At 65.1% G+C, this 11,200-nt stretch carries 11 protein-coding genes; 2 read left to right on the plus strand and 9 right to left on the minus strand.

The features are described from left to right. Nucleotides 1-211: 211 nt before the first annotated feature. The 6 genes from FJ980_RS27075 to FJ980_RS27100 form a co-directional block, all read right to left on the minus strand. Nucleotides 212-994, minus strand: coding sequence for a carnitinyl-CoA dehydratase (locus tag FJ980_RS27075; protein ID WP_140546741.1), 783 nt, complete (start codon nt 992-994; stop codon nt 212-214). Then, on the minus strand, nt 987-3,065 hold the full coding sequence (locus tag FJ980_RS27080) for an acetate--CoA ligase family protein (RefSeq protein ID WP_140546742.1): 2,079 nt from the start codon (nt 3,063-3,065) through the stop codon (nt 987-989). The genes FJ980_RS27075 and FJ980_RS27080 overlap by 8 nt, the downstream gene beginning before the upstream one ends. A gap of 64 nt (nt 3,066-3,129) precedes the next feature. Further along, nucleotides 3,130-4,293, minus strand: a complete 1,164-nt coding sequence (locus FJ980_RS27085) for an acyl-CoA dehydrogenase (RefSeq protein WP_140546743.1) — start codon at nt 4,291-4,293, stop codon at nt 3,130-3,132. A 4-nt stretch (nt 4,294-4,297) separates the two neighbouring features. Continuing rightward, the gene (locus tag FJ980_RS27090; protein ID WP_140546744.1) at nt 4,298-5,419 is read right to left on the minus strand and encodes a carnitine 3-dehydrogenase; all 1,122 of its coding nucleotides are present in this window, start codon (nt 5,417-5,419) and stop codon (nt 4,298-4,300) included. A 5-nt stretch (nt 5,420-5,424) separates the two neighbouring features. Then, the gene (locus tag FJ980_RS27095; RefSeq protein WP_140546745.1) at nt 5,425-6,048 is read right to left on the minus strand and encodes an HD domain-containing protein; all 624 of its coding nucleotides are present in this window, start codon (nt 6,046-6,048) and stop codon (nt 5,425-5,427) included. 70 nt (nt 6,049-6,118) lie between these two features. Next, on the minus strand, nt 6,119-7,042 hold the full coding sequence (locus FJ980_RS27100) for a 3-keto-5-aminohexanoate cleavage protein (RefSeq protein WP_140546746.1): 924 nt from the start codon (nt 7,040-7,042) through the stop codon (nt 6,119-6,121). 131 nt (nt 7,043-7,173) lie between these two features. On the opposite strand from FJ980_RS27100, the gene FJ980_RS27105 reads away from it, so the two are divergent. Next, on the plus strand, nt 7,174-8,154 hold the full coding sequence (locus tag FJ980_RS27105) for a GlxA family transcriptional regulator (protein WP_140546747.1): 981 nt from the start codon (nt 7,174-7,176) through the stop codon (nt 8,152-8,154). Here FJ980_RS27105 and FJ980_RS27110 read toward each other — a convergent pair. The 3 genes from FJ980_RS27110 to xylA form a co-directional block, all read right to left on the minus strand. Continuing rightward, complete coding sequence (locus tag FJ980_RS27110) at nt 8,135-8,896, minus strand: TIGR01458 family HAD-type hydrolase (protein WP_348640667.1); 762 nt, start codon at nt 8,894-8,896, stop codon at nt 8,135-8,137. The two genes, FJ980_RS27105 and FJ980_RS27110, sit on opposite strands and share 20 nt — an antisense overlap. A gap of 60 nt (nt 8,897-8,956) precedes the next feature. After that, a complete protein-coding gene (locus tag FJ980_RS27115) occupies nt 8,957-9,160 on the minus strand; it encodes a hypothetical protein (RefSeq protein ID WP_140546749.1) in 204 nt (67 codons plus the stop codon). A 171-nt stretch (nt 9,161-9,331) separates the two neighbouring features. After that, complete coding sequence (gene xylA, locus FJ980_RS27120; protein WP_140546750.1) at nt 9,332-10,657, minus strand: xylose isomerase; 1,326 nt, start codon at nt 10,655-10,657, stop codon at nt 9,332-9,334. Nucleotides 10,658-10,768: 111 nt separating this feature from the next. On the opposite strand from xylA, the gene FJ980_RS27125 reads away from it, so the two are divergent. After that, on the plus strand, nt 10,769-11,131 hold the full coding sequence (locus FJ980_RS27125) for a nuclear transport factor 2 family protein (protein WP_140546751.1): 363 nt from the start codon (nt 10,769-10,771) through the stop codon (nt 11,129-11,131). Nucleotides 11,132-11,200 lie beyond the last annotated feature (69 nt).

Genomic DNA, 11,200 nt, shown 5'->3' on the forward strand with positions numbered 1-11,200 from the left:
GCATGACCAACTTTAGATGATTGCGCCCGGGCCCCCCTATCTGTCCTGCCGGACATCTCCCCCTCAAGGGGGGAGATTGGCAGTTTCGTCGACGGCACTTCTTTCCCAACGTCGGCGATTGGCGAAAGCGGGCGTGACATCTGATCTCCCCCCTTGAGGGGGAGATGCCCGGCATGGCAGAGGGGGGTGCCTCGCGCCGTCATCTCCGATGCTATCGTCCCTTCCAAACCGGCTCGCGCTTCTCCGCGAAGGCCCGGAACCCTTCCATATTGTCTTCCGAGCCGTAGAGCTTGTCGACCGTCGGCAGCTGCCGGCGCGTCACCTTGTTCATGGCGTCCTGGAAGGTCAGCGCCTCGGCCACCCGCGCGGTCTCCTTGATCGAAGCGAAAACCAGCGGCGGGCCGCTTGCGAGCAACCTTGCGATCTCCCAGACGCGCTCCTCGAGCTTGTCCTTGGGCAGCACCTCGTTGACCAGGCCCCAGCGATGCGCCTCGGCAACATCCATCCAGCGGCCGGTGAACAGGAGGTCCATCGCGATATGGTAGGGGATGCGCTTCGGCAGCTTGATGGTCGCAGCGTCGGCCAGCGTGCCGGCGCGGATCTCGGGCAGCGCGAAGGAGGAATGGTCCGAGGCGTAGATGAGGTCGCAGGACAGCGCCAGCTCGAAGCCGCCGCCCACCGCCATGCCGTTGACGCAGGCGATCACCGGCTTGTTGAGGTCGCGCAACTCCTGCAGCCCGGCAAAGCCGCCTACGCCGTAGTCGCCGTCGACCGCGTCGCCTGCGGCCGCCGCCTTGAGGTCCCATCCGGCGCTGAAGAACTTGTCGCCGGCGGTCTTGACGATGGCGACGCGCAAGCCGGGATCGTCGCGGAACGCCTTGAAGGTCTCGCCCATCAGCCGCGATGTCTTCAGATCGATCGCGTTGGCCTTCGGCCGGTCGAGCGTGACCTCGAGGATCGTGCCCTCGCGGCGGGTGGTGATGATTTCAGCCATTCTTCTTTTCTCCAAGCACCAGCAAGGCATCCGCGATCCAGGCGCCCTTGCCTTTGGCGCAGACGATCAGCGGGTTGATGTCGAGCTCCTCGATCTCGCCTTCGTTTTTCTGCACGAAGTCGGCAATGCCGGCGATGGCGTCGATGGCGGCGTCGACGTCGGCCCTGGGCCGGCCGCGATAGCCTTCGAGGAGAGGATAGAGCTTGAGCCCACGCAATGCCGCCTCGATGTCGTCGCGCGTGGCCGGCAGCATCAGGGTCACGCTGTCGCGCAAAAGCTCGACCAGCACGCCGCCGGTGCCGAGCGTCATCACCACGCCGAACATCGGGTCGCGGGTGAAGCCGACGATCAACTCGGCGACGCCGTCACGCACCATGCGCTCGGCATAGAGCCCAGTGCCGAGCGGCAAAAGGTCATGCGCGGCGGCGCTGACGGATTCGGCGTCCTTGAGGTTGAGCCGCACCGCGCCGACTTCCGATTTGTGCGTGACGCCAAGCGCCTTCAGCGCCACCGGGAAACCCAGCGTCATCGACGAAATCACCGCCTCGACCGCATTGGAGGCGCGCTCGCCCTTCGGCACCGGCAGGCCGGCGTTGATCAGCCTTTCCTTGGCCTCGGCCTCGTCCGGCGTCACGCGCTTGGCTTCGGAAGCCCCCGCCGCGGTGGTGTCGACCGGCTGCGCCTGCGGCTCGCGCCAGGCCCAGCCGATGAAGGCGGCGGCTTGGGCGGCGTCCATGGCTTCCGGGATGCCGAACAACGGCACCATGCCGCGCGCCATCAGGCCGGCGGTGTATTCCTCAGGCAGGTTTTCCGGCAGCGAGGAGACGATCGCCCCTTGCGCCTCGTTGGTCTTCAATGCCGCCTCGAAGGCGCGCAGCGTCGCCCACCAGTCGACGTCGGAACAGCGGTCCGGGCGCGGAAAGTCGAGCACCAGCATGTTGAGGTCGAAACCGCCCGACACCATGGCGGTGAAGGTGGCCGTCATCGCCGGCTCGTTGTTCCAGATGAAGGTGTGGTAATCGAGCGGATTGGCGACCGCGACCAGCGGTCCGAGCGTCGATTTGACATGCGCGCGGTGCTCGGCCGTCAGTGCCGGGAAATGCACCCAGCGCCCCTCGGCGCTGTCCGCCATGACGGAGGCCTCGCCGCCCGAGCAGCTCATCGACGACAGCCTGTAGCCGGGCAATGGTCCGGTGATGTGCAGCAGCTTCAGCGCCTCGATGAAGGCGGGAATGGAATCGACGCGCGCTATGCCGAGACGCTTCAGGAAGGCGCCGGAGGCGGCGTCCGAGCCGGCCAGCGAGGCAGTGTGCGACACCGTCGCCTGCCTTGCCTGCTCCGAGCGGCCGACTTTCATGGCGATGATCGGCTTCTTCAATTCGCGCGCCCGGGCCGCCAGCTTCTCGAAGCCGGCGACCGAGTCGAAGGCCTCGATATGCAGGCCGAGCGAGGTGACGCGCTCGTCCTCGATCAGGCCCAATGCCATTTCCGAAAGGCCGGTCTGCGCCTGGTTGCCGGCGGTCATCAGGAAGGCGATCGGCAGGCCGCGCTTCTGCATCGTCATGTTGATGGCGATGTTGGACGACTGGGTGATGATGGCGACGCCCTTGCCGCCCTCGGCCAGCCTGATGCCGCCATGCTGGTCGGGCCAAAGCAACGCGCCGTCGGCATAGTTGATCAGGCCGTAGCAGTTCGGCCCGATGATCGGCATCTGGCCCGCGGCGGCGACGAGCTCCGCCTGCAGCCGCTCGCCGTCCTCGTCATAGGCTTCGGTCTCGAGGAATCCGGCGGCAAAGCAGACAGCGCCGCCGGCGCCGCGCTCGGCCAGCGCCTTGATCACCTCGATGGTGAGATGCCGGTTGACGCCGACGAATGCGGCGTCCGGCGCTCCGGGTAGGTCGGCGGCGGAGCGGTAGGCCTTGCGGCCGGCGACCTCATCCTTGGTCGGATGCACCGGCCAGATTTCGCCGGCAAAGGCCATCTTGATCGACTGCGCCACGACGGCGGCGGCCTGCGCGCCGCCGAACACGGCGATCGATTTCGGGCGCAGGAGACGTTCGAGTTTATGCATGGCCATCTTTTCGTTTGAGCGCGATCTTGTCCAAGGCCGGATCCGGGCCTTGGTGCATCATGCTCTAAGCTCCGAACGGACGCAGCAGCGCCCGCGAAATAATATGTCGCTGAATCTCCGACGTGCCTTCCCAGATGCGCTCGACGCGGGCGTCGCGCCAGATGCGCTCCAGCGGCAGGTCGTCCATCAGACCCATGCCGCCATGGATCTGGATGGCCTCGTCGGCGACAAAGGCCAGCATCTCCGTGGCCTTCAGCTTGGCCATCGCCATATCCTGGTCGGTGACGGTGCCCTGATCGTACTTCCAGCCGGCTTCGAAGACCATCAGGTCCGCGGCCTTCAATTCCGTCGCCATGTCGGCGAGCTTGAACGAGACGCCCTGGAACTTGCCGATCTGCTGGCCGAACTGCTGGCGCTGCGCGGCATATTCTATTGCGTGCGAGAGCGCGCGTTCGGCGCGGCCGAGGCAAGTGGCGCCGACCTGGAGACGCGTGGCGCCGAGCCAGGAGTTGGCGACGTCGAAGCCCTTATGCACTTCGCCGAGCACCTGGGAAGCCGGCAGCCGGCAGTCGTCGAATTCGAGGATCGAATTGGTGTAGCCCCGATGCGAGACGTTGCGATAGCCGTCGCGCACCGAAAAACCCTTGGTGCCCTTGTCGACGAAGAAGGCGGTGATCTTCTTGCGCTTGCCGCGCGAAGTCTCTTCCTCGCCCGACGCCATGAAACAAATCGCGAAGTCGGCGATGTCGGCATGGGAGATAAAGTGCTTGGTGCCGTTGAGCACCCAGTCCGAGCCGTCTTGCACCGCGGTCGCCTTCATGCCGCGCAGGTCGGAGCCGGCGCCGGGTTCCGTCATCGCCAGGCAGTCCGACTTCTCGCCGCGGATGCAGGGAAAGAGATATTTCTCGCGCTGCTCCGGCGTGCCGGCAAGCAGGATGTTGGACGGACGCGCCACGCAGGTCCAGTGCAACGCGTAATTGGCGCGGCCAAGCTCCTTCTCGTAGAGCAGCCAGCTTACCGTATCGAGGCCGGCGCCGCCGACATCGGCCGGCATGTTGGCGGCATAAAGCCCGGCCCCGATCGCCTTCGCCTTCAATTCGTCGATCAGCTCGCGGCGCAGCACGCCGGTGCGCTCCACCTCGCGCTCATGCGGGTAGAGTTCGTTCTCGACGAAGGCGCGCGTCGTCTCGACGATGAGCTTCTGTTCTTCCGAAAGACCGAAATGCATTGCCTCAGCCCTTCTTCTTGCTCTTCTTCGCCTTATCGCCCTTGGCGGGCTTCTCAGCCTTTGCCGGCTTGGCTACTTTCTTCGCCGGCTTTGCCTTTTCGGCAGCTTTGGCTGGAGTTTTCTTCGCGGCCAGCTTGGCGAGCTGCCTAGTATAGTCCTTGTGCAGCGCGCCGGCGCCCCAGCCCTTGCCGTTGTTCTGCCTCGACAGCGCTTCCATGATCGCGACCAGATTGTCGTCGCGGATGCGCTCCAACTCGCGGATCGACAGGCCGTGCGCCTGCTCGTCCGACTGCGTGGCGATCAGGTCGACCAGCTCGTCGTTGAACTCGGGCACGTCCATCAGCTTGGTCCACGGCCATTTCAAGCAAGGTCCGAACTGCGCCATGAAGTGGCGCATGCCGGCCTCGCCGCCGGCGACGCGATAGACCTGGAACATGCCCATCTGCGCCCAGCGCAGGCCGAAGGAATAGCGCATGATGTCGTCGAGTTCCTCGACGGTGCAGATGCCGTCCTTGACCAGCCACAGCGCCTCGCGCCAGGCCGCTTCGAGCAGGCGGTCGCCGACGAATGCCTCGATCTCCTTGCGTACCACCACCGGCTTCATGCCGATCGAGGCGTAGAGCTCCTTGGCCACCTCAATGGCCTCGGGGAAGGTCTGCTCGCCGCCGACGATCTCGACCAGCGGCAAGAGATAGACCGGGTTGAAAGGATGGCCGACCACCAGCCGCTCCGGATGCTTCTTCATCGCCACCTGCATGTCGGTCGGCTTGATGCCGGAGGTGGACGAGCCGACGATGGCATTGGCGGGCGCATGCGCGTCGATCTCGGCCAGCACCTTGTGCTTGAGGTCGAGCCGCTCCGGCACGCTTTCCTGGATGAAGTCGGCGTCGGCAACCGCCTCGGCGATGGTCTTGGCGAAGGTGAGCTTGCCTTCCTTGGGCAGGCCGGCGGGCAGCATCTGCTTGTAGGCCCGCCTCGCGCCCTTCATCACCTCGCCCACCTTGCGCGAGGCTTCCGGATCCGGATCGAAGATCGACACGTCGATGCCGTTGAGCAGCAGCCGCGCCACCCAGCCGGCGCCGATGACGCCGCCGCCGATGGCGGCCGCCTTGTTGATGATGCTCATGCTTGTCAGGCTCCGGTTCTCGTCTTGGCTGTTTCGGGGTCGGTGAGGGCCACACGCTCGCCGGCGCGGATCACCGCCGGATCGTAGGCCTTTCGGGCGAACACTTCGAGGACGAAGGGCCGGAAGAATTCGACCGGCAGCGTCTCGTAGTCGGGATCGAAGCTCGACTGGTCCCATCGCTCGCAGAACTGGTCGCAGTCGTCGAAATAGAGGTGGCCGGCGAAGCGGTCGCGGGCATGGCGGTTGCCGCCCAGATGATGCGCGTAATAGAGGCGCTGGAAATCGCCGTGCTTCTCCACCACCCAGGTGCATTGCTCGCGCACGAAGGGTTTCAGGATCGCAGCCGCGTATTCGTCGTGGTTGTAGGGCGCGTAGATGTCGCCGATGTCGTGCAGCAGCGCGCAGGCGATCCAGTCGGTGTCGGCGCCGTCGCGCCAGGCGCGCGTCGCCGCCTGCAGCGAATGGCCGAGTCGGGTGATCTTGTAGCCCGACAGACCCTCGTCGAGCCGCACGAGCGCGTCGAGCAGCCGGTCGCCGGTCTTGGCGGCATAGTCGATCTCATGGGCGGTCAGGAATTCGTAGTCTTCCTTGTCGCCGTCCTTCATCGCGCTGAATTTGACGGTAGCCATGGTGCGCTCCCGAAGTCTTGTTTGAGCATGATCTGGTCCGAAAACCGGTTCCCACTTTTCGGGATCATGCTTATGCCGCGGCTGCGATCGGCGCCCGCTTGGTCAGGTTGAGCTTCTTGCGCACTTCCTCAGGTCCAAGCACGCGCGCACCGAGATTGGTGACGATGCTCGCCGCGCGTTCGACCAGTTGCGCGTTGGTGGCCAGCACACCTTTGTCGAGCCACAGATTGTCCTCCAGGCCGACGCGGACATTGCCGCCGGCAAGCACGGCCGCCGCCGCATAGGCCATCTGGTTGCGGCCGATCGAGAAGGCCGACCAGTTCCAGGTCGAGGGCACGTTGTTGACCATCGCCATGAAGGTGTTGAGGTCGTCCGGCGCGCCCCACGGCACGCCCATGCAGAGCTGCACCAGCGCGTCCGGGTTGAGCACATTCTCCTCGACCAGCTGTTTGGCGAACCACAGATGTCCAGTGTCGAAGGCCTCGATCTCAGGCTTGACGCCCAGCGCCGTCATCATGCCGCCCATGGCGCGCAGCATGCCGGGCGTGTTGGTCATCACATAGTCGGCCTCGGCGAAGTTCATCGTGCCGCAGTCCAGTGTGCAGATCTCCGGCAGGCACTGGCGCACATGTTCCATGCGGTTGGTGGCGCCGCCCATGTCGGTGCCCTTCTCGTTGAGCGGCAACGGCGCTTCCGGCGAGCCAAACACCATGTCGCCGCCCATGCCGGCGGTGAGGTTCAGCACCACGTCGACGTTCGCCTCGCGGATGCGCTCGGTCACCTCGCGGTAGAGATGCACGTCGCGCCTCGGCTTGCCGGTCTCGGGGTCGCGCACATGGCAATGGACGATCGCGGCACCCGCCTTGGCGGCGTCGATCGCCGAATCGGCGATCTGCTTGGGCGAGCGCGGCACATGCGGGCTGCGGTCCTGCGTGCCGCCGGAGCCGGTCACGGCACAGGTAATGAAGACCTCGCGGTTCATCGCAAGCGGCATTTTGATCCTCCCAGATTCGATCGGCCATGCATGCCATCCAGAAGCGGGAGCCGATAGCGGCACGGCATGCACGGCAATTCACCAAGAATGCCCTACTTGTCGGAAACTGTTTTGCGTTTTACGAAGGTCTCATGATCAAAAGCGAAAAGCCGACCATCTTTCGGTCCGAGCGCGGGACGCTCAAGGTTACGCTCCTGGTGTTCTCGGGGTCGTCGATCATGTGCGTGGCCTCGGCCGTCGATCCTTTGCGCGCCGCAAACCGCATCTCAGGCGAGATGCTGTTCGATTTCAAGCTGGTCTCGGTCACCGGCGAGGCGCCGGTCACGACATGCGGCCTTCCCGTGGCTGTCAGCGGCCGCTTCGACGCGGGCGAGGCCACCGACATGCTGGTCGTCGTCGCCGGCTTCGGCACGCAGAACTACGCCACCTCGGCATTGCTCGCGGGCTTGCGCAGGGCAGCGCGCGCTGCCCGCGCCTGTGGCGGCGTCGAGGCGGGCACCTGGCTGGTGGCGCGCGCCGGCCTGCTCGAGGGGCGCAGCGCCACCACGCATTGGGAGGACATGGAGGATTTCTCCGCCGCATTCCCGGGCGTCGATGTGCGGCCGGACCGTTACGTCATCGACGGGCCGGTCTTCACCTCCGGCGGCGCCTCGCCGACCTTCGACCTGATGCTACATCTGGTCCGCACGAGGCTCGGCATGGCCGCTGCGCTCGATGTGGCGAGCGTCTTCATCTATGACCAGGCGCGCGCCGCGACCGACGCGCAGCCGCTGGTCTCGCTCGGCCGGCTCGACGGCTACGATCCGCGGCTTGCCCAGGCGATCCGGCTGATGGAAGCGCATGTCGACCAGCCGCTCACCATCGACGCCGTGGCCAAACGCGCCGGTGTCACGGCGAGAACGCTGGAAAGCATTTTTCGCAAGTCGATCGGCGAGACCCCCGGCGCCTATTATCTGAGGCTGCGCCTCAGCGCCGCCCGTCGTCTGGTGGTCGACACGCGCATCGCCATGGCCGACATCGCCGGGCGTACCGGCTTTTCGTCCGCCGCGGCACTTTCCAGGGCGTTTTCAAGGGCTTTCGGCGAGGCGCCGGTCAGGCTTCGGCGCGGTTGAGTATCCAGTCTGTCGCGCCGGCGAGGTCGTCGACCAACGCCGTCGGAGCCGGATCGAAGCGCGTTTCGTCGCCGGGGCGGTACTTGCCCGTCCGCACGAGCAGCGCCGCGCCAAGCCCGGCGCGCAGCGCGCCGGCGACATCGCTCTCCGCGTCGTCGCCGACCATGACCGCATCGGCCGCAGGGCAGTTCAAATCGACAAGCGCCGAAAGGAAGAAGTCCGCCGACGGCTTGCCGAGCACGACCGAGCTTCGGCCGCTGGCGAATTCGAGGGCCGCAACGAAGGCGCCGGCGTCGAGGCTGAGTTGGCCATCCGCATCCTTGAAGGTGCGGTTGGTGGCCAAAGCCACAAAATCGGCACCGGCGGATAACGCGCGGAAAGCACGGTTGAGGCTGGCGTAGCCGAACGCCTCCCCGGCATCGCCGACGACGACCGCCTTGCTGCTTCCTCCCTCCAGGCCCGAAAACTCTGCTTCGAGATCGGGATGGACGAGCAGATGCGGCTCGCGGCCATGCCTGCGCAACCATTCGATCGCAGCGCGCGCCGGCGTCAGCAATTCTTCATCCGCAACTTCGATGCCCATCGCGGCAAGTTGCGCGACAATCTTGCTGCGCGGCGAGCGCGTCGTGTTGCTGACAAAGCGGAGCGGCAGCCCGGCCTTGCGCAAACGCTCGACCGCGGTCACGGCACCTGCGATCGGGGTATCGCCATCGTAGACGACACCCACAAGATCAAGCAGCACCGCGCGTATCATCGGTGCAGGATGGAGAAGCCACCTCTTTTCGTCAAATCACGGGAATTGTCAGGCGGCGTCGCGGCCGTCGCCGACGATGCGCGTGCGCATGCTCTTGGCCAGCGCCGTTTCCAACCGCGCGGCGACCGCGCGGTCCCATTCATTTGTCTTGCGGCCGCCGTCTTTCGAATGCGGCAACGCCATCAGCCGGTCGATGATCGATCCGGCTTCGCCGGACGAAAGCAGGGCGTCGATCTCGCGTTCATGCTGCATATCGGTTCGCCTCCTTCTTCTTCACCCGCCACAGGAGCCACGTTTATACGAGTTCCGTGACGGCTGTTTGAAGGCAAGAGCGGGGCGATTAAGGGGCGGCTCGGGGCAAAACCTTGTCGTGAAGTTCTGCCCCGCGCGAACGCTATACGGTCGGGCATTCCGCCTGAGCGATCAGACGTAGCGGTTGACGATGTTCTCCAGCAGCTCCTGCCGGCCGGAGCGCGGCTGCGGCTCGATCTTCTCCTTCACGACGCGCTCGGCGATCTCCTCCAGCGTGCGCTCGCCCGAAAGCATTGCCTTGCCTTCGGCGGTGTTCCAGCCGGCATAGCGCTCGGCGAGTGGGCCGGACAGCGCCTTGTCCTCGATCATCTTGGCCGCCGCCTTGAGGCCGCGTGCGCAGGCATCCATGCCGCCGATATGGCCGATCAGGAGGTCGTCCGGGTCGAGCGACTGGCGCCTGAGCTTGGCGTCGAAATTTGTGCCGCCGGTCTTGAAGCCGCCGCCCTGCAGGACCTGGTAATAGGCCAGCGCCATTTCCGGCACGTTGTTGGGGAACTGGTCAGTGTCCCAGCCCGACTGGTAGTCGTTGCGGTTCATGTCGATCGAACCGAAGACTCCAAGCGCGTTCGCCAAAGCCAGCTCATGCTCGAAGGAATGGCCGGCCAGGATCGCGTGGCCCTGCTCGATGTTGAGCTTTACCTCCTTCTCCAGCCCGAAGCGCTTGAGGAAGCCGTAGACGGTGGCGACGTCGTAGTCGTACTGGTGCTTGGTCGGCTCCTGCGGCTTCGGCTCGATCAGGATCGTGCCCGTGAAACCTATCTTGTGCTTGTAGTCGACGACGAGGTTGAGGAAGCGGCCGGCCTGTTCCTGCTCGCGGGCAAGGTCGGTGTTGAGCAGCGTCTCATAGCCCTCGCGTCCGCCCCACAGCACATAGTTCTCGCCCTTGAGCTTCTTGGTGACGTCGATGCAGCTCTTCACCGTCGCCGCCGCATAGGCGAACACATCCGGATCGGGATTGGTGGCCGCGCCCGACATGAACCGGCGGTGCGAGAAAAGGTTCGCCGTGCCCCAGAGGAGCTTGACGCCGGTCTCTTCCATCTTGGTTGCGAAATAGTCGGCGATCTCGTCGAGGCGCGCGGCGCTCTCCGAAAAATCCTTGCCTTCCGGGCGCACGTCCGCGTCGTGGAAGCAGAAATAGGGCGCGCCGAGCAACGAGAACATCTCGAAGGCGACGTCGGCCTTGAGCTTGGCCAGTTCCATCGTGTCGACGCCGCCCGGCTTGGCAAACCAGGGCCGGTCGAAGGTCTGGCCGCCGAACGGGTCGCCGCCCGGCCATGCGAAGGAATGCCAGTAGGCGACGGCGAAGCGCAGATGGTCTTCCAGCCGCTTGCCGGCCACCACCTCATCGGGGTTGTAATGGCGATAGGCCAGCGGATTGGGCGAATCCGGCCCTTCATACTTGATTGTCTTGATGTCGCCGAAAAATCCGCTGCTCATGGTTTCCTTCCTCTTCGAGATGGTTTCCCGATTACCTCAGGCGTAATTGGTTTCACTCTTTTGCCGGGCGAAAAGCGTCATGTCGAAACGATCCAACGAAGGACCATGACTATGACCGACCTCAACACGATCGCCCGCACCTACATCGCCGCCTGGAACGAGAGCGATGCGCAGCGCCGCAAGGCGCTGCTCGAAGCTGCCTTCACCAAGGATGTCAGCTATCGCGACCCGGTCATGCAGGGCGACGGCCATGACGGCATCGCCGCGCTGATCGACGGTGTCCAGCAGCGTTTCGCCGGCTTCCGCTTCTCGCTGAAGGGTGAGCCGGACGGTTTCGCAGACAAGATCCGCTTCTCGTGGAATCTTGGGCCGGAAGGCACGGAGTCCGTCATCGAAGGCACCGACATCGGCGTTATCGAGAACGGCCGCCTGAAGAGCGTCACCGGGTTTTTGGACAAGGTGCCGGCGCAGTGAGGATAACTGGGTAAGAGTGGCGCGAGGCACCCCCCTCGTGCCTGCCGGCCATCTCCCCCTCAAGGGGGG

The sequence above is a fragment of the Mesorhizobium sp. B1-1-5 genome, assembly GCF_006443065.1.
Taxonomy (GTDB): Bacteria; Pseudomonadota; Alphaproteobacteria; order Rhizobiales; family Rhizobiaceae; genus Mesorhizobium.

Excerpts from the sequence above, each read along its gene's own strand:
- FJ980_RS27075 (WP_140546741.1), bottom strand. The coding sequence starts at position 994 with ATGGCTGAAATCATCACCACCCGCCGCGAGGGCACGATCCTCGAGGTC.
- FJ980_RS27080 (WP_140546742.1), bottom strand. The coding sequence starts at position 3,065 with ATGCATAAACTCGAACGTCTCCTGCGCCCGAAATCGATCGCCGTGTTC.
- FJ980_RS27085 (WP_140546743.1), bottom strand. The coding sequence starts at position 4,293 with ATGCATTTCGGTCTTTCGGAAGAACAGAAGCTCATCGTCGAGACGACG.
- FJ980_RS27090 (WP_140546744.1), bottom strand. The coding sequence starts at position 5,419 with ATGAGCATCATCAACAAGGCGGCCGCCATCGGCGGCGGCGTCATCGGC.
- FJ980_RS27095 (WP_140546745.1), bottom strand. The coding sequence starts at position 6,048 with ATGGCTACCGTCAAATTCAGCGCGATGAAGGACGGCGACAAGGAAGAC.
- FJ980_RS27100 (WP_140546746.1), bottom strand. The coding sequence starts at position 7,042 with ATGCCGCTTGCGATGAACCGCGAGGTCTTCATTACCTGTGCCGTGACC.
- FJ980_RS27105 (WP_140546747.1), top strand. The coding sequence starts at position 7,174 with ATGATCAAAAGCGAAAAGCCGACCATCTTTCGGTCCGAGCGCGGGACG.
- FJ980_RS27115 (WP_140546749.1), bottom strand. The coding sequence starts at position 9,160 with ATGCAGCATGAACGCGAGATCGACGCCCTGCTTTCGTCCGGCGAAGCC.
- xylA (WP_140546750.1), bottom strand. The coding sequence starts at position 10,657 with ATGAGCAGCGGATTTTTCGGCGACATCAAGACAATCAAGTATGAAGGG.
- FJ980_RS27125 (WP_140546751.1), top strand. The coding sequence starts at position 10,769 with ATGACCGACCTCAACACGATCGCCCGCACCTACATCGCCGCCTGGAAC.